General features: G+C 71.6%; 15 protein-coding genes and 1 pseudogene. 10 read left to right on the top strand and 6 right to left on the bottom strand.

Annotated elements, in window-relative coordinates; translation table 11 throughout:
• Positions 1 to 71 precede the first annotated feature (71 nt).
• Genes IH48_RS0108270 through IH48_RS0108245 form a run of 6 tightly spaced genes read left to right on the top strand, consistent with a single transcriptional unit; the run spans position 72 to position 5,372 of the window.
• Positions 72 to 824, top strand: a complete 753-nt coding sequence (locus IH48_RS0108270; RefSeq protein ID WP_030901199.1) for a FadR/GntR family transcriptional regulator — start codon at positions 72 to 74, stop codon at positions 822 to 824.
• Positions 821 to 1,966, top strand: coding sequence for a galactonate dehydratase (gene dgoD / locus IH48_RS0108265; RefSeq protein ID WP_030901196.1), 1,146 nt, complete (start codon positions 821 to 823; stop codon positions 1,964 to 1,966). The genes IH48_RS0108270 and dgoD overlap by 4 nt, the downstream gene beginning before the upstream one ends.
• Positions 1,960 to 2,775 carry a hypothetical protein gene (locus tag IH48_RS0108260; protein ID WP_037841251.1) on the top strand — a complete coding sequence of 272 codons (816 nt, stop codon included), beginning with the start codon at positions 1,960 to 1,962 and terminating at the stop codon, positions 2,773 to 2,775. The genes dgoD and IH48_RS0108260 overlap by 7 nt, the downstream gene beginning before the upstream one ends.
• Before the next feature lies 1 nt (position 2,776).
• Entirely contained in the window at positions 2,777 to 3,442 is a 666-nt protein-coding gene (locus IH48_RS0108255) for a bifunctional 4-hydroxy-2-oxoglutarate aldolase/2-dehydro-3-deoxy-phosphogluconate aldolase (RefSeq protein ID WP_051839363.1), read from the top strand.
• Positions 3,439 to 4,353: an SMP-30/gluconolactonase/LRE family protein gene (locus IH48_RS0108250; protein ID WP_051839361.1), complete on the top strand. Its 915-nt coding sequence runs from the start codon at positions 3,439 to 3,441 to the stop codon at positions 4,351 to 4,353. Before IH48_RS0108255 ends, IH48_RS0108250 begins: the two co-directional genes overlap by 4 nt.
• The gene (locus IH48_RS0108245) at positions 4,335 to 5,372 is read left to right on the top strand and encodes a sugar kinase (RefSeq protein WP_420705457.1); all 1,038 of its coding nucleotides are present in this window, start codon (positions 4,335 to 4,337) and stop codon (positions 5,370 to 5,372) included. The genes IH48_RS0108250 and IH48_RS0108245 overlap by 19 nt, the downstream gene beginning before the upstream one ends.
• Before the next feature lie 39 nt (positions 5,373 to 5,411).
• On the opposite strand, the gene IH48_RS0108240 is transcribed toward IH48_RS0108245, so the two are convergent.
• The 3 genes from IH48_RS0108240 to IH48_RS0108230 form a co-directional block, all read right to left on the bottom strand.
• Entirely contained in the window at positions 5,412 to 6,131 is a 720-nt protein-coding gene (locus IH48_RS0108240) for a DUF998 domain-containing protein (protein WP_199809909.1), read from the bottom strand.
• 168 nt (positions 6,132 to 6,299) lie between these two features.
• Positions 6,300 to 6,992, bottom strand: a complete 693-nt coding sequence (locus IH48_RS0108235; RefSeq protein ID WP_030901178.1) for a response regulator — start codon at positions 6,990 to 6,992, stop codon at positions 6,300 to 6,302.
• Positions 6,989 to 8,209: a sensor histidine kinase gene (locus IH48_RS0108230; RefSeq protein ID WP_234434172.1), complete on the bottom strand. Its 1,221-nt coding sequence runs from the start codon at positions 8,207 to 8,209 to the stop codon at positions 6,989 to 6,991. The genes IH48_RS0108235 and IH48_RS0108230 overlap by 4 nt, the downstream gene beginning before the upstream one ends.
• 507 nt (positions 8,210 to 8,716) lie before the next feature.
• Here IH48_RS0108230 and IH48_RS0108225 point away from each other — a divergent pair.
• The 4 genes from IH48_RS0108225 to IH48_RS0108210 are packed head-to-tail and all read left to right on the top strand — an operon-like array spanning position 8,717 to position 14,511.
• Positions 8,717 to 9,700 (top strand): ABC transporter permease, encoded by a 984-nt coding sequence (locus tag IH48_RS0108225; protein WP_030901172.1) that lies wholly within the window; start codon positions 8,717 to 8,719, stop codon positions 9,698 to 9,700.
• Between the two features lies 1 nt (position 9,701).
• The gene (locus IH48_RS0108220) at positions 9,702 to 10,658 is read left to right on the top strand and encodes an ABC transporter permease (RefSeq protein WP_030901169.1); all 957 of its coding nucleotides are present in this window, start codon (positions 9,702 to 9,704) and stop codon (positions 10,656 to 10,658) included.
• Entirely contained in the window at positions 10,655 to 12,793 is a 2,139-nt protein-coding gene (locus IH48_RS0108215; RefSeq protein ID WP_030901167.1) for an ABC transporter ATP-binding protein, read from the top strand. Before IH48_RS0108220 ends, IH48_RS0108215 begins: the two co-directional genes overlap by 4 nt.
• A gap of 14 nt (positions 12,794 to 12,807) precedes the next feature.
• Positions 12,808 to 14,511 carry an ABC transporter family substrate-binding protein gene (locus IH48_RS0108210; protein ID WP_030901164.1) on the top strand — a complete coding sequence of 568 codons (1,704 nt, stop codon included), beginning with the start codon at positions 12,808 to 12,810 and terminating at the stop codon, positions 14,509 to 14,511.
• Between the two features lie 69 nt (positions 14,512 to 14,580).
• Here the strand turns inward: IH48_RS0108210 and IH48_RS0108205 are convergent, their stop codons facing one another.
• From IH48_RS0108205 to IH48_RS0108195, 3 genes and pseudogenes are all read right to left on the bottom strand, one after another.
• Positions 14,581 to 15,480, bottom strand: a complete 900-nt coding sequence (locus tag IH48_RS0108205) for a sucrase ferredoxin (protein ID WP_030901162.1) — start codon at positions 15,478 to 15,480, stop codon at positions 14,581 to 14,583.
• Positions 15,481 to 15,488: 8 nt separating this feature from the next.
• Entirely contained in the window at positions 15,489 to 16,694 is a 1,206-nt protein-coding gene (locus tag IH48_RS0108200) for a JmjC domain-containing protein (protein WP_030901158.1), read from the bottom strand.
• Positions 16,695 to 16,696: 2 nt separating this feature from the next.
• Positions 16,697 to 16,885: pseudogene (locus IH48_RS0108195) on the bottom strand (BatC protein); the annotation flags it as partial.
• Between the last annotated feature and the right edge of the window lie 98 nt (positions 16,886 to 16,983).

Raw genomic sequence — 16,983 nt, 5'->3', positions numbered from 1 at the left:
CGACGACCACGGGTGTCACCGCGACGAGCCACGGTGACACCACGACGAGCAGCAGAAAGGCAGCAACTGACATGACGCCGTACGCGCGCCGCGGAGTGCACGGACAGACCGTGGAGGCCCTCGCGCGCCGGGTGCTCAGCGGCCGGATCCCCGAGGGGGCGACACTCGACCTCGTCGCGCTCCAGGGGGAGCTGGGCGTCAGCCTGACCGCCCTGCGGGAATCGCTCAAGGTGCTGGCCGCCAAGGGAATGGTCGACGCACGGCAGAAGCGCGGCACCTTCGTCAGGCCGCGAGCCGACTGGAACCTGCTCGACGCGGACGTCCTGCGCTGGCAGTTCGCCGGCTCCACCGACACCGTGGCCGACCTCGCCCTGCTGCGCAACCTCAGCGAGGTACGCGGCATCATCGAGCCGGCCGCCGTACGGCTCGCGGCCGAGCGGCGCGGCGACGCGGACGTCCAGGCGCTGGAGGACGCGCTCGCCGCCATGGCCGTCGAAGGCGGCGGGCAGGCGGACCACGCCGTCGAGGCCGACCTCGCCTTCCACCGCGCCCTGCTCAACGCCACCCACAACGAACTGCTCGAACGCATGGAGATGGTCATCGAGTCGGGCCTGGCCCACCGCGACCGGATCGTGCACAGCTCCCCGCACGGCGAGGACCCCGTGCCCAGCCACCGTGCCGTGCTCGACGCGGTGCGCGCGGGCGACGGCGACGCCGCGGAACGCGCCATGCGGGCACTGCTCGACCAGGCGGGACGCGACCTCGACAAGGTGCACGCGACCGCGCAGGAGAGCACGTACACGGAAGGCGACGAGACCAAGTGAAGATCGACCGGGTCGAGACGTTCCTCGTGCCGCCCCGCTGGCTGTTCTGCCGCGTCGAGACGGACGAGGGCGTCGTCGGCTGGGGCGAACCGGTCGTCGAGGGACGCGCCGAGGTGGTCAGGGCCGCCGTGGACGTCCTCGCCGAGTACCTCGTCGGCCAGGACCCCCTCCGCATCGAGGACCACTGGCAGGTCATGACGAAGGCCGGCTTCTACCGCGGCGGCCCCGTGCTGTCCAGCGCCGTCGCCGGCCTCGACCAGGCGCTGTGGGACATCGCAGGCAAGGCGTACGGCGCGCCCGTGCACGCCCTGCTCGGCGGGCCCGTACGCGACCGGGTGCGCGTCTACGCCTGGGTCGGCGGCGACGATCTTTCGCACATCGCCGAGCAGGTCGCCGCGCAGACCGAGGCCGGGTTCACCGCCGTCAAGATGAACGCCGCCGGGCGCACCTCCCCGATGGCCACGGCGGCCGAGACGGCCGCCGTCGTCGAGCGGGTCGCCGCCGCACGCGAGGTGCTCGGCCCGCACCGGGACGTCGCAGTCGACTTCCACGGGCGGTTCACACCCGCGGGCGCCCGCCGCGTTCTCGCCGAACTGGCGCCGCTGCACCCGCTGTTCGCGGAGGAGCCGCTGCTGCCCGAGCACGGCGGTGTGCTGCCCGCGCTGGTGGCCGCGAGCCCCGTGCCCGTCGCCACGGGCGAACGGCTCTACGGGCGTGCCGAGTTCCTGCCCGTGCTCGGCGCCGGGGTCGCGGTCGCGCAGCCCGACCTCTCGCACGCCGGCGGCATCTCCGAGGTGCACCGCATCGCGTCGCTCGCCGACGTGTACGGCGCGCAGCTCGCCCCGCACTGCCCCCTCGGGCCGATCGCCCTCGCGGCCAGCCTGCAGATCGCCTTCTCCGCCCCCAACTTCCTCATCCAGGAGCAGAGCAGGGGCATCCACTACAACAAGGACGCCGACCTGCTCTCGTACCTCGTCGACACCGAACCCTTCAACTTCGTCGACGGTCACGCACACCGCACCACGGCGCCGGGACTCGGCGTGAGCGTCGACGAGGACGCCGTACGCGCGGCCGACCGTGCCGGGCACCGCTGGCGCAATCCGCTGTGGCGCCACGACGACGGATCGTTCGCGGAATGGTGAGCGACGGCACGCACGCGACCGGGCCCCGGATCGTCACCGACCCCGCGCGCGGCGGCCGCTGGACGTCGCTGACCTCCGGCGGACGGGAGTGGCTCTGGCACCGCGATGAGCCCCGCAGGCACGCCGTACGCCCCGGCGACCCGTTCGCCGACGCGGGCGGCGTCGAGGAGTGCCTGCCCACCGTGCGGGGCGTGCCGGACCACGGCGACGCCTGGACCAGGCCCTGGCGGCGGCACGGCGACGAGGAACACACCGCCTGGCCCGGCTTCGCCCTCACCCGGCGCATCCGCACCGGCGCCGAACACACCGTCGTCGACTACCGGCTGGCCGCCGAGCCCGGCACGCGCTTCCTGTGGGCGGCCCACGCGCTGCTCGACCTCTCGCACCGCGCCCGGCTGGCCATGCGGGACGGCGCGCCCCTGCGGCTGTACCAGGACGGCGGCACCGGTTGGCGCCCCGGCCGCTGGCCGTCCCCTGCCGGCACCCCGCTGCACGTGCTCGGCGCACCCGACGGCACGGCCGTCGGCGCGGTCGTCGACGCCGACGAGGCGACGGTGCACGACGGCCCCGACTCCCTCACCCTGCGCGTCGAGGCGGAGGACCAGCCGCTGTCCGTCGCCCTGTGGCGCAACCTCGGCGGCTTCCCCGGGCGGGCGCCCTACCGGTCGATCGGTGTCGAGCCGATGCTCGGCAGGGTCTTCGCCCTGGACGGCGCCGCCGAGGGCGACACCGCCACCGTGCCACCATCGGGTCGGGCGCGCTGGCGCCTCTTCCTGACGGCCCGCCACTCACAGGAAAGGACACACTGACGTGGACCTGCTCGGCGCGCTGCGCGCCCACCGGATCGTGGCCATCGTGCGCGGGAGCGACCCCGCTGCCTCGCTCGCCACCGTGCGGGCCCTGGCCGAGGAGCGCATCGCGCTGATCGAGGTGTCACTCTCGGGACGCGACGCGCTCGACGTCATCGCGGAGGCGAGAAGGGCGCTCGGCCCGGACGCACCGCTCGGCGCGGGCACCGTGCTGACCGCCGAGGACGCCGCAGCGGCCCACCGCGCCGGCGCCGACTTCGCGGTGACGCCCGCCCTCGGCGAGGGCGTCACCGCCGCGCGCGACCTCGGTCTGCCCGTCCTGGCGGGCGTCATGACCCCCACCGAGATCGTCGCGGCCGGTCGGCTCGGCGCCGCGGCGCTGAAGATCTTCCCGGCCGCGCAGGCCGGCGGCCCCGGCTACCTGCGGGCCCTGGCGGGCCCGTTCCCCGACCTGCCGTTCGTGCCGGTCGGCGGTGTGGACGAGGAAGCCGCACGCGCCTACCTCGCCCAGGGCGCGGTGGCCGTCGGCGTCGGGTCCCCGCTCGTCGGCGACGCGGCGGACGGCGGCGACCTCGACACGCTGCGTGCGCGCGCCCGCCGGTTCCTCGACATCGCGCGGGCACCGGACGCCGTCCGTGTACCGGCCGGGGCGGGGGAGAAGCGGTGAGCGGCGCCGCCACGACGCCCCGGGTCTGCTCGGCGGACCGCCTCGCGCTCGGCGAGGGCCCCCGATGGGCCGGTGGCCGGCTCCACCTCGTCGACATCCTGACGGGCCGCCTGCTCGCGGCCCGCGAAGGCGGGGACGACCCCGCCGCGCACTTCGATGTGGTCGCCACCCTGCCGGAACCGCTCGGCGCCGTCGCCCCGGTGGAGGGCCACCCCGGCCACTGGATCGCCGCCGCCGGCACCGGCATCCGCCTCCTCGGCCCCGGCGGACACACCACCTGGCTCGCACGCCCCGAGGACGGCGCGCCGTCACCCGCCCGCATGAACGACGCGTCCGCCGACCCGTACGGCCGCTTCTGGGCGGGCAGCATGGCCTACGACGAGGCCGACGGAGCGGGCTCCCTCTACCGCGTCGACCCGGACGGCTCGGTCAGCCGCGTGCTCACCGGCATCACCATCCCCAATGGCCCGGCGTTCGACGCCGACGGCACCACCATGTACCTCACGGACACCGCACGCCGGGTGGTGCGCAGGCACACCGTCGACCCTGGGAGCGGGGAGATCGGCCCGGGGACGGTATTCATCGAACTGGCATCCGGCGGACCCGACGGCATGGCGGTGGACGCGGCGGGCGGCTTGTGGACGGCGGTGTGGGGCAAGGGCGTTGTGCACCACTACACGCGCGACGGCGTACGCGACCGCACCGTCGCACTGCCCGCGGCGCAACCGGCCGGTGTCTGCCTGGGCGGCGACGACCTGCGCACCCTGTACGTCACCAGCGCACGCACCGGGCTCGCACACCCGGGCGCGCTCGACGGGGCGGTCTTCGCCACGCGTGCCGACGTGCCGGGCGTGCCGGCTGCGGCGTTCCGTCCCGCGCCCGGGCTCCTCGGATCGCAGACGCGCGCGTGAGCGGGACACTGCCGGCGCCCCGCGGGCCGGTCGCCTGCGTGGGCGAGACGATGGCGGCCATGGCACCCGCCCCACTGGGACCGCTCGACGCGGCGCGCAGGCTCACGCTCGACGTGGCGGGCGCCGAGTCCAACGTGGCCTGCTACCTGGCGGATCACGGCGTGTCCGCCCGCTGGGTCTCCGCCCTGGGCGACGATCCGCTCGGCCGTATGGTGCGCGAGCGCGTCGCGGCCTTCGGCGTCGACGTGTCAGGAGTGCGGTTCGACCCGGTGCGCCCGACCGGGCTGCTGTTCAAGGACCCCGGCCGCGACGGCACCCACGTCCACTACTACCGCCGGGACTCCGCCGCCGCGGGCCTCGGCCCCGGCCTGCTCGCCCAGGACGCCGTCCGCACCGCGGGCCTGCTGCACCTGACCGGCATCACCGCGGCCCTCTCCCCGTCCTGCCACGACCTCGTGCGGGCCGCACTGTCCGGCACACGCGCCCGGCCCGTCAGCTTCGACGTCAACCACCGCGCCGCACTGTGGACCGGCGCGCCGGAACCGGCCGCCGACGTGCTGCTCTCCCTGGCCCGCCGGGCGGACATCGTCTTCGTCGGGCTCGACGAGGCGCAGAACCTGTGGGGCACGGCGGCCGCGGAACCCGACGACGTGCGCGCGCTGCTGCCGCAACCCGCCGCGCTGATCGTCAAGGACGGCGGACGCGCCGCGACCGCCTACACCGAGTCAGGGCGGCACACCGTGCCCGCCCCACGTGTCGACGTCGTCGAACCGGTCGGCGCGGGCGACGCGTTCGCCGCCGGCTACCTGGCGGCCACCGTCCGGGGCGATCACCCGGCCCGCGCGCTTCGCCTCGGCCACCTCACCGCGGCCTCCGCGCTGCGTGCCACGTCCGACCACGGCCCGCTGCCGTCGCCTGAGGCCGTCGAGGCCTTGCTGGCCGCCGACGACGTCGCGTGGACAGCAGCGGCGTTCGCGACGCCGGCGGTGCCATCCGCCCCGCGCGGGCCCGCCGTGTGAGGAAGGCCCCGGGGCGCCACGGTCCTGAATCCTGCGCACTCAGCCCCGCCGCAGGACCCCGCATGCGAGCGAGGCGAGCCCCGCGGCGCCGGTGATGGCCACCAGGCGCTCGAACAGGCCCCCGAAGCCCGCATGCTGAAACAGCACCAGTGCCACGCTGAAGGCGAGAATCAGCAGCGCCGTCCACCGCGACGGCCATGCCCAGGCCTGCCAGCCGGGTGTCCGCCGCATGGCGGCGGCCAGGAAGAACCCGGCGATCACGAGCAGGAACACACCGACCGTGGTGACGTTTCCGTCGAGCCGGCCGCCGGCGTTGGATATCTGCTGGGCGGCGGTGCATCCCGGGTCGGCCATGCGGCACGCCAGCCGCTCCTTGGCGCTCAGAAGGTCGCCGAGACCGGGAACCGACAGGGCGAGCAGGACGGAACCCAGCGCCGCCCTCCACCCCCCGGGACGCAGCGTCGGCCACACCGAGCGGAGCACGAACACGATGGTCGCGGCGCCGCACAGCGTGAAGACGACCACCAGGAACATCCCCCGTGGCGCGGTGACCGCGGTCATGTCGCTGACGGCGTCGGACAGGACGCTGTATCGCGGGCCCTGCCACGAAGCGGCGATGAGCATGCTCGCGACGAAGGCAATCTGGGCAGCCATACCGACGCGCGCCCAGCGCCGGGCACCTGTGCGCCGCCGCACCCCGTCCCGCGGCAGGCCGCCGTCGGCGGCGGGGTCGATCACCTGAGCGGATCTGCTGGTCATGGAAGGCGCTCCTCTGCCCGGCCGCGGCGCGGTGCCGCGGCATGCGTCCACAACGCTATGGGCGAGCGCCGCGCGGAAAAGTCACCCTGCGGTGGACATCTGCTGGTAGCTCGCACGGGGGACAACCACCGACGCCGGCTGCCGAAGCGGTGCCGGGCGCGGCCCGTATCAGTCGCGGTCGGTCACCAGGCCCACGCGGTGGGCGAGTACCACCGCCTGTACCCGGTCGCGCAATTGCAGTTTGGCCAGGATGCGCGAGACGTAGGTCTTCACCGTCTCCGTGCTGATGACCAGCACGTCGGCGATCTCACGGTTCGACAGCCCGGCCGCGATCAGCTTCAGCACCTCGATCTCCCGCTGGGTCAGTGCGGCGAGCGGGTGGGTTTCCGCGTCGGGGCGCGCGGGGTCCTCCGGCCGCAGGCGGCCGGCGAAGCGGCCGATGAGCCGGCGGGTGACCGTGGGATCCAGCAGGGCGTCCCCAGCGGCCACCGTGCGCACGCCGTTGACCAACTCGGCGGGCAGGCAGTCCTTGAGGAGGAACCCGCTCGCCCCGGCCCGCAGCGCCTCGTAGACGTACTCATCGAGGTTGAAGGTGGTGACGACCAGCACCTTCACCGGGGCCGGAGCACCGGGTCCTGCCATGCGCCGGGTCGCCTCGATGCCGTCGAGGACCGGCATCCTTACGTCCATGACGACCACGTCAGGACGCAAGCGGGCCGCGCTCTCCACCGCCGCCTGCCCGTCGCCGGCCTCCCCGGCCACCTCGAAGCCCGGCTGCGCGGCGAAGAGGGTGGCATAACCCGTACGGACAAGGAACTGGTCGTCGCAGACCAGAATCCGGATGGGTGCCCCATCGGTCACAGGCCCGCTCCCGAGGGTATCCGGGCACGGACGCTGAAACCGCCGCCGGGCCGGCCGCCCGCGGCCAGTTCCCCGCCGCAGGAGCTCACCCGCTCGTGCAGGCCGGTGAGCCCCCGCCCCGCCGTGAAGGCCCCCTCGGCGACGACCGGCCCGTCGGTGGTCACCTCTATGTGGATCTCCTCGCCGTACCGCACCCGTACCACGGTGCGGCGGCCGGGCGCGTGCTTCACGGCATTGGTGAGGGTCTCCTGCACCACTCGGTACGCGGCGAGTTCCGTACCGGCGGCAAGCGGCGTCGGCTCACCGTCCTCGGACAGCTCGACGGGCTGCCCGGCCAGCCTGGTCCGCTCGACAAGATCGCGGAACCGGTCGAGCGCCGGCGCCCGGCCGGCCCCGGGACCGTCGCGATCGGCCTCCGGCCGGCCGACCCCGTCCGCGGGCGTTTCGAGCACTCCGAGCAGATGCCTCAACTCCGCGAGTGCCCGCCGTCCGGTTCCGCTGATGGCGGTGAGGCTCTCCACGGCACGGTCAGGCGCGCCGGACACCAGGAGCTGTGCCGTGTCGGCCTGTACGACGATGGCGGTGACGTGGTGGGTCACCACGTCGTGGAGTTCCCAGGCGATGCGGGCGCGCTCCCGCGAGATGGCCAGCCGGGCGTCCTCGCGGCGCCGTGCGGCCTCCAGGGCCTGCCGGCCGCGCACCCAGGCGCCCCCTCCCCAGCAGGCGAGCAGCGCGATGTAGAAGGTGCAGTAGTCGAGCGGCCGTTCGGGAGATCCCAGGTGGTGCAGTGCGATGGCCAGAGTGAGATATCCGGCGGTCACGGCGGCGATCAGCCCGCGCCGGGAGCGGTCGGCGCCAACGTGCGCTCCCGCGCTGTACAGCGCCGCGAACACCCCCACACCGGCGAAGTCGGACCGGTAGCCCAGGCACTGGTACGCCGCGAAGCAGCCGGCCACGAGCGCCAGGCACCACGCGGGCCACCGGCGCCGCACCGACAGCGGCAGGCACTGCCCCAAGGTGAGGACGACGGCCCACAGATCGCCCTGGCGCCGCGTCAGCTCACCCAGCGACAGGCCGTTGCCGGCGAGTTGCGGAACGAAGGACGCGACCGCGAGCACCGCGGCCAACGCGAGGTCCCACGTCACGGCCCCCCGCGCCCCCCGGCCGAGCGCCGCGACGCGTAGACGCCTGGGAATCGATTCCGCGAGCTCGACCACGGCGGAAGTCTAGCCTCAGCGCTCTTCGTGGATCGCTGCCGCGGACACCGAGCCGCGTCGGCGGCGTGGGGGAGGTCCGGCCGGAAGGTCGAGACCGGCCCGTTCGCCGCGACGTTGAAAACATTCGCGAAGAATGACCGATATGCAGCTTCGGCTTAACCGGATCGCGACCTGACCAGCCTTGACGTGCGCACGAACCAGTTGCAATCGTCAGCAATGGCGCTGCTGTGTCGCGCGGCCGCCTTCAATTGGCTGTCTCCCACGCGAGGTTGTCGCCCCATGCCCTGCGCACTGCTCACTCCGGCCGTGTGGCCCGCCTGTACGGATCCACCACGCCCCAGGCTCCCCCATCGGGGTGGCTGCGCGCCACTCATTTACTGACTCACCGAGGAACCGCACGTCCTGTCCGAGCGCTCGCGAACCGGTGCCCGGTCAACGCGGCCCAGGGTCCGGCCATCACACCGGATGTGCGGGCCGATAGCCCAAGTCACGAAAGGCCGGCTCACCGTGCTGCGTTACATCGCCCGCAAAGCAGTCGGCTGGTTTTTGATGATCGCTGTCGCGACCAACCTTACGTACTTCCTCGCTAACGCATTCCTCAAACCTGCGTCGAACTACACCGCGTTGCGACCGCCTCGAACTCCAGCTCAGATCAACCATTCGCTGGCGCTCTACAACCTCAATCCGAACAAGCCGATCCTGGATCGGTGGTGGCACTGGATCTCCGGGATCGTCACCCACTTCGACTGGGGCCGCTCGCCGACCGGCGGCAGCGTCAACGACCAGGTCGCCTACCGGATCTTCGTCAGCGGCCAGCTGGTCCTGGGCTCGACGATCCTCGCCATCGTCATCGGGGTCGGCCTCGGCGTGTACACCGCGTCGCGCCAGTACAAGGCCGCCGACCGGGTGTGGCAGGGCCTCTCGGTGCTCTCCTTCAACACGCCCTCCGCAGTCGCCTCGCTCGCGGTGGTGCTCGCGGCCATCGCGCTGAACCAGGCCCTGGGCAGCACACTGCTGCCGGTCGCCGGAGCGCAGAGCCCCGACGTCTCCGGGTTCTGGCCCGTGTTCGCCTCCAGAGCGACCCACGCGATCCTGCCCACGATCTCGCTCACGTTCATCTCCTACGCCGGATATCACCTGCTGCAACGGTCGTTGCTACTGGACAACATCAACTCCGACTACGTGCGCACGGCACGGGCCAAGGGGCTGACACGGAAGCAGGCCATCTACCGGCACGGGCTGCGCACCTCGATCATCCCCGTCGCCACCCAGGTCGCCTTCGCGATGCCGGCGCTGTTCACCGGCGCGGTCATCACGGAGACGGTGTTCGCCTGGCACGGAATGGGCGAGTACTTCACCAAGACCATCAGCACGAACGACGTGCACGGCGTCGTCGCCGTCGCCGCCTTCGGTGCCCTCATGACGGCCATCGGCGCGATCCTCGCCGACCTCGTCGTCGTGGCCCTCGACCCCAGGATCAGGGTGAGCTGACATGGCCATCAACATGCCAGGCGCCGGACCCGACGCCATAGAGGTACGCCACGGCGAGGCGGGGGAGCCGCAGCCGGGGAAGACCGGCACAGGCGGCAAGCGCCTCTCACCGGTCAAGCTCTACATGCGGCGCTTCGCGCGCAACAAGGCGGCGCTCGGCGGTCTCGTACTCTTCGCCCTGCTCGTGTTCTTCGCGGTGTTCGGCCGGTTCCTCACCCACTGGAACTACACGGAGGCGGACTTCACCTCGCTCACCGTCTCCCCGGGCGTCAGCGGCCACCTGCTCGGCACCAACGGCGCCGGCAACGACGTCTACGCCCAACTCGTGCACGGCCTCGGCAGGTCGATGATCATCGCCGTGACGGTGTCGCTGCTGACCACCGCCATAGCGGGGCTGTTCGGCACCACGGCCGCCTACTTCGGCGGCAAGGTCGAGCGGGCGATGCTCGGCTTCGTGCACTTCCTGCTCATCCTGCCCTCGTTCCTCATCATCGCCCTGGTCGGCACGCACTACCGCGGCGAGTGGCAGGTCCTCGTCGTGGTCCTCACGCTGTTCGGCTGGATGCTCACGGCCCGGGTGATCTGGTCCCTGGCCACTTCCCTGCGGGAGCGCGAGTACGTGACGGCCGCCCGCTTCATGGGCGTCAGCCCGATGCGCACCATCGTCCGCCACCTGCTGCCGAACATCGGATCCCTGCTCATCGTGACGTTCACCCTCGGCGTCGCCTCGACCGTGCAGGCCGAAACGGCGCTCTCCTTCATCGGGTTCGGCGTCAAGCAGCCCGACGTGTCGCTGGGTTCCATGCTCGCCGACGGCCAGAGCACCCTGTCCACTGCTCCCTGGCTGTTCTACCTGCCCGCGGCCCTTGTGGTGCTGCTCACCGTCGCGATGGCGCTCATCGGTGACGGCCTGCGTGACGCACTCGACCCCACCTCGCAGTCTGGAGGCCGCGCATGATCGAGCAGCGCGCAGTCATGACCAAGCCCGGTACCCAGCAGCCCCTGCTGTCCGTGCGTGACCTGAAGGTGGCGTTCCCGTCGGAAGCCGGCAGGGTGGACGCCGTACGCGGCGTCTCCTTCGACCTGCACCGCGGCAAGACCCTGGGCATCGTGGGCGAATCCGGGTCGGGCAAGTCCGTCACGTCCATGGCCGTCATGGGGCTGCTGCCCGACTACGCGGCGGTCACCGGCTCGGTCACGCTCGGCGGGGAGAACCTCCTCGACCTCGACGACCGGCGGATGTCGAAGGTGCGCGGCCGGAGCATCGGCATGATCTTCCAGGACCCCCTCTCGTCGCTCACGCCGATCTTCTCCATCGGGTCCCAGATCGTCGAGGCGCTCCAGATCCACCAGGACATCTCGTCCGCCGCCGCCTGGAAACGCGCCGTCGAACTGCTCGACCTGGTCGGCATCCCCAACCCCGACCGCCGCGCCAAGGGGTTCCCGCACGAGTTCTCCGGCGGCATGCGGCAGCGGGCCGTCATCGCCATGGCGATCGCGAACGACCCCGACCTGATCATCGCCGACGAGCCGACGACCGCTCTCGACGTCACCGTGCAGGCCCAGATCCTCGACGTCATCAAGACCGCCCAGCGGGAGACCGGCGCCGCGGTCATCATGATCACCCACGACCTCGGGGTGGTCGCGGGATCGGCCGACGACGTCATGGTGATGTACGCCGGACGCGCGGTCGAGCGTGCCGGGGTCGACGAGCTCTTCACCCGCCCGCGCATGCCGTACACCATCGGCCTGATGGGCGCGATTCCCCGCCTGGACGACCGCGCCAGGGACGCGCTCACGCCGGTCCACGGAACACCGCCGCTGCTGGTCGACCTGCCCGACGCCTGCCCCTTCGCGGCACGCTGCCCGGCGGTGCAGGACGCCTGCCGGGAGGCGGAACCGGCCCTGCTGGCGATCGCCGGCGACGGCGACGGGGACGGACACGGCGGCGAGCACTCGGCCGCCTGCCGCCGCGCCGCGGAGATCGACGACGGCGCCATCGGCGGCGAGCCGATCTACCCCGTCCCGGCCGAGAGGGAGGACCGGGCCGCGGCCGTCCCCCGTGAGGATCGGCCCAAGGTCCTTGAACTCTCCGGTGTCACCAAGACCTTCCCGCTCACCAAGGGCGGCCTGCTCAAGCGCCAGGTGGGCACCGTCTTCGCCGTCAACGGCATCGACCTCGACATCCGGGAGGGGGAGACGCTCGGACTCGTCGGCGAGTCGGGCTGCGGCAAGACCACAACCCTGCTCGAGATCATGGGGCTGACCCCGCCCGAGCAGGGCGCCATCGCCGTCTGCGGCAAGGACACGGCCGACCTGAAGCGGAAGCAGGACATCAGCGCCGTCCGCCGCGACATCCAGATGGTCTTCCAGGACCCCATGGGGGCGCTGGACCCGCGCATGACCGTCTACGACATCCTCGCCGAACCCCTCCGTGCGGTCGGCGAACGCGACAAGAAGACGCTCAGCACGAAGGTCGCGGAGCTCATGGAGCTCGTGGGACTCGACCCCGAGCACCGCGACCGCTTCCCCGCCGCCTTCTCCGGCGGGCAGCGGCAGCGCATCGGCATCGCCCGGGCGCTCGCCACGAGGCCGCGGCTACTGGTCCTGGACGAGCCGGTCTCGGCCCTCGACGTCTCGGTGCAGGCCGGCGTCATCAACCTGCTCAACGACCTCAAGGCCGAACTGGGCCTGTCCTACCTCTTCGTCGCGCACGACCTGTCGGTGGTGTGCCACATCTCCGACCGGGTGGCCGTGATGTACCTGGGGCGGATCGTCGAGATCGGCGACACCGACGCCGTCTTCGACAACCCCAGGCACCCCTACACCAAGGCGCTCCTCTCCGCGATCCCGCTGCCGGACCCGGTCGCGGAACGCACCAGGGAACGCGTCGTGCTCAAGGGCGACCTGCCCAGCCCGACGGACGACCGGCCCGGCTGCCGGTTCGTCAGCAGGTGCCCGCTCCACCTGACGCTCTCGGAGCCGCAGCGGGAGAAGTGCCGCGGCGTCACACCGCAGCTGACCGGGAGGGGAGACCAGGACCACCTCGACGCATGCCATTTCGCGGACCTGACCGCGTCCGCCGACAACTGAGCTGAAAGGCCGTCATGAGAAGAATCGCGCTGAGCGGATTGGCGTTCGCCGCCGCCGCTTCCCTCGTCCTGACCGGGTGCGGCGGCGGGGGCAACGACAACTCCGGGCAGAAGACGTCCAAGGGCGCCACCTCCCAGAACCAGGTGCTGACCTCGTACAACCCGCAGCCTGCGAGCAACCTGAAGCAGGGGGGGAAGCTGACCCTCCCCATCGTGTCCATTCCCGATCAGCTCAACCCGCTGAACGGCAACGCATCGCTGTACACGTCGAGGATCGACTGGTTCTACCAGCCGCAACTGTCGTTCAATGACCCCAAGGGCAACGTCACCTTCAACAAGGACTTCCTCACCGACGTCAAGGAGACGACGGTGGGCGGCAACACCCAGGTCACCTACGACATCAATCCGAAGGCCAAGTGGAACGACGGCCAGGCGATGGACTGGACGATCTTCCGGGACACCTGGCACGCGCTCAACGGCAAGGACAAGGACTACGTCCCCGCCTCCACCGACGGCTACTCCAGCATCGCCTCGGTGAAGAAGGGGAAGGACGCGAAGGAGGCGATCATCACCTTCGACGGGGCGTTCGTGTACTGGAAGTCCCTCTTCGCCAACGTCGTCAACCCGCACATCGCCAAGGCCGACGCCTTCAACAAGGCCTACGTGAACAACCCCCACCCGGAGTGGGGCGCCGGCCCCTACACCATCACCAAGTTCGACGCCAAGGGCGGCACCGTCTCCTACAAGCCCAACCCCAAGTGGTGGGGCGCCAAGCCGCATCTGGACGAGCTCACCTTCGTGCAGATGGAGGAGAGCGCCTCCATCAACGCCTTCAAGAACGGCCAGATCGACGCGGTTCAGGTGCATGACGCCGAGGAACTCAACCAGGTGAAGTCGGTGCACCAGCTCGACCTGCGCCGCGGCACGACCACCGACAACAACCTGCTGATCTTCAACAGCACGTCGCCGCAACTGAAGGACGTGGCGGTGCGCAAGGCCCTCATGGAGGGTATCGACCGCACTCAGCTCGCGAAGATCAGTTTCCAGGGACTCGGCTACACCGAGCAGCTGCCCGGATCCGTCCTCCTCTTCACCTTCCAGAAGGGGTACCAGGACAACTTCGGCAAGGCTGTGAAGTACGACCCCGCCCAGGCGAAGAAGGACCTGGACGCCGCCGGCTGGAAGCCCGGCCCGGACGGCGTGCGCGTCAAGGACGGCAAGAAGCTGGAACTGAGCTACCCCACCATCGGTGACAGGTCCACCACCAAGGCCGGCGCCACGGCCCTCGCACAGATGATGAAGGGCATCGGCGTCAAGGTGGACATCAAGGCCCACCCGTCCGCGGACTTCAACAAGGTGTTCACGCAGCGGTCGTTCGACATCTTCGGGATGGGCTTCATCGCGAGCGACCCGAACGGCATGCTCTACATCTGCCAGACGTACTGCTCCGACTCCACGCTCAATGTCTCCCGCTCGGTACCGAAGAGCATGGACAAGGAGACCAAGTCGGTCATCAAGCTGCCCACGTTGGACCAGCAGCTGAAGGCCGGCAACAAGGTCGAGCTGAAGGCCATGAAGACCTACGGCATCATGCCGACCTCCAACGGCCCCACCATCTGGGCCGTCAAGAAGGGGCTCGCCAACTTCGGTGCGGCCCAGTTCTACGGCAACTACGGCGTCGTCGGCCCGCCCGCGCTGGTCGGCTGGCAGAAGAAGTAGGCCGGCCCGCCGGGGGCCGCACCGCAGCGCCTGCGCGGCGCGGCCCCCGCGCCCCGGCACGCAACGGGCTCACCCCCCGCGGATGGACGTGACGTCGTAGGCCACAGTCGAACTCCTGGCCGCCCCCCGGCAGGTCAAGCGGGTCGGCGAGGTGCGGTGCCCCCGTACCTCGACGTCGAGTGCCGCGGGCCGGGGCGGGCGGCCGCCGATGCGGACCCTCCAGCGGTCGCCCTCGCGGGCAGTCTCGATGACGGCATAGTCATGCCGGCCGGCCGGCCCGAAGCGCCTGAGGACGGCCGCGACGGCGGCCTGCTGCGGCGGGAAGAGATCCGTGTATCCCCGCAGGTACTCCGCATGGATCCGGCCGGCCAGATGCTCCTCGACCGCCGCGACGGACGACCCGCCGTCGAGGCCGCCGTAGTAGACGCCGTCGGGCGCCACGAGGATGTTGGCGGCGAACCTGTCACCGCCGACGTGCGTGCACTCCCACACCAGCTCCGGCCAGCGCTCACTCAGCGCACGTGCCACCGGCCGTCCGCGCATCGCACAGCACGGGTCGTGCTGACCGTGGGCGCAGACGAGTACGACGGGAGGCCGGCCGGCCTCTCCCGGGGCGTCGAGGGCCTCGACGATCCCCAGCAGGTCGCCGTCATCGCGCCACGTACCCCACCACTGACGGTAGGCGCCCGAGCCGTCGTGACGCAGCACGGCCCAGCGTGGGCCAGGACCCGGAGGCGTGCGCCGGCCGTACCGTCTCACCAGCAGTACCCGTGCCCGAGCCGCCTGGGCGGCACCGTAGACGCGTGCTTTGACCGCGGGCTCCAGGGCGAGGCCGTCGAAACCGTTGGCGGGCCAGCCCCGCCGGTGCTCGACGAGGACCCAGACAACGCCGTGCGGTGCGGTGCCGGCGATCGCGTCGCCGCGTGCACGGGCGGCACGGGAGCAGAAGAAGGGCTCTGTCGCAGCCATGGCGGCCGTCAAGATCCGGCGGGCACCAGTACACCCGCGCGCAGCAGTCTCTCGACGAGCCCTGTGCCGAGGTCGCCGGCCGTGCACACGTCGCCGTCGAGCAGTCGGGTGAGGGACCTGAGATCGCTCCTGGAGAAATCGAGCCATCCCACGCGGGTGCTCAGACGCAGGCCCTCCAGCCGCGCCTCCAGACCGTCACGGAGCCGTACCGGCGAAGCCGGGCCGAGGCCGGCAACGGCCTCGTGCTGGGCCAGCGGTCCCAGTGGGGCAGGGCGTCCCTGACGTCGACGGGCGCGATGGAACAACGGCGCGGAATCCGCCGTGGCGACGGCGGCGAGGAGAAGCTCGCGGACGGCGTCGAGCTCATCCGCGGGTCCGTCCACGCCCAGGGGGAGAGTGCCGCGCATCCGGGGATCGTCACGCAGCGCAGCAAGCGCCGACTCGGCGAGCTGCTCCGCCAGCGCGTGGCGCGTCCAGTTGTGGATTCCCAGCGTCAGGTGGATCGAGACCGCGCCCTGCGCCCGGGCGGAGTGCAGCCACCCCCGCGGCAGGTAGAGGGTGTCGCCGGGCCCCAGCACGGAGTCGATACGAGGATCGCCCTCCGCGGCCTCGGCCACCGCGGAGCGCCGATCGGTCCAGGGCTCGTCGCGCAGCGGATCGGGGTGCACCGGCTCATGGATCAGCCAGCGCTTGGTGCCCTGGATCTGCAGCACGAAGACATCGTGCACGTCGTAGTGGGCGTCGAAACCGCGACTCTGCGGCGGGGTGATGTACGCATTGGCCTGCACCGGGTGCCCGAGCTCCGTGCCCAGCCCGGAGACGAAGTCGCCCAGCGGCTGCCAGGTGCGTTGCAGGGCTTGCAGGACGAGCGTGGCTCCACTGCCGAAGGCACGCCACACAGCGGTGTCGTCGAGCTGATCGGAAACAGTGGCTCCGACGCCGGCGGGCGAGGTGAACGACGAGCCGGGAAGCGTGGAACCGTCCTTGGCCACGCGGAGGAACGGCGTGCGCAGCCCGCGGCGCGACACCAGCTCGTCCACGGCGTCCGCGGAGAACAGGTCGGAGAAATCGTCCGCTCCGCGTGTGAGCTGCGCTCTGCGCGCCCAGACATCGCGGGCGAATGCCTCCAGGTCCGCGCCGATCAGGCGGTTCAGCACCCCGCCGCCCGTCGTCCCGGCGCCAGGGTGCTGCAATCCGGCTCGGAGGGCACTCAAGTGCCGCTGGAGGACTCGTCCGCTCCTCCGTCGGCTCCGCCGTCGTGGACGCCGGGTGTTCCGGCTGCGCCGCCGTCCGCGGGGCCTTCGGCTCCTCCGTCGGCTCCGCCGTCGTGGACGCCGGGTGTTCCGGCCGCGCCGCCGTCCGCGGGGCCTTCCTGCTGGTCGGGATCCTGCTCGGGGTTGGTCATGATTCCTCCTGCGAGTCGGGCAGTAAGAGACCGGGTGCCCACAAATATGGCGAAAACCCCACAAGCACCGTATCTCCGTAGGACGGAAGCGTCGATTC

The sequence above is a fragment of the Streptomyces sp. NRRL F-5126 genome (assembly GCF_000721265.1).
Classification (GTDB): domain Bacteria; phylum Actinomycetota; class Actinomycetes; order Streptomycetales; family Streptomycetaceae; genus Streptomyces.
Note: the sequence above shows the minus strand (reverse complement) of the source record. Positions and strands in the feature narration are given on the sequence as shown.

What these genes read in the sequence shown, in the direction of transcription:
- IH48_RS0108240 (WP_199809909.1), bottom strand. Translation starts at nt 6,131, where the DNA reads ATGACCAGCAGATCCGCTCAGGTGATCGACCCCGCCGCCGACGGCGGC.
- IH48_RS0108270 (WP_030901199.1), top strand. Translation starts at nt 72, where the DNA reads ATGACGCCGTACGCGCGCCGCGGAGTGCACGGACAGACCGTGGAGGCC.
- IH48_RS0108205 (WP_030901162.1), bottom strand. Translation starts at nt 15,480, where the DNA reads ATGGCTGCGACAGAGCCCTTCTTCTGCTCCCGTGCCGCCCGTGCACGC.
- IH48_RS0108260 (WP_037841251.1), top strand. Translation starts at nt 1,960, where the DNA reads ATGGTGAGCGACGGCACGCACGCGACCGGGCCCCGGATCGTCACCGAC.
- IH48_RS0108220 (WP_030901169.1), top strand. Translation starts at nt 9,702, where the DNA reads ATGGCCATCAACATGCCAGGCGCCGGACCCGACGCCATAGAGGTACGC.
- IH48_RS0108215 (WP_030901167.1), top strand. Translation starts at nt 10,655, where the DNA reads ATGATCGAGCAGCGCGCAGTCATGACCAAGCCCGGTACCCAGCAGCCC.
- IH48_RS0108210 (WP_030901164.1), top strand. Translation starts at nt 12,808, where the DNA reads ATGAGAAGAATCGCGCTGAGCGGATTGGCGTTCGCCGCCGCCGCTTCC.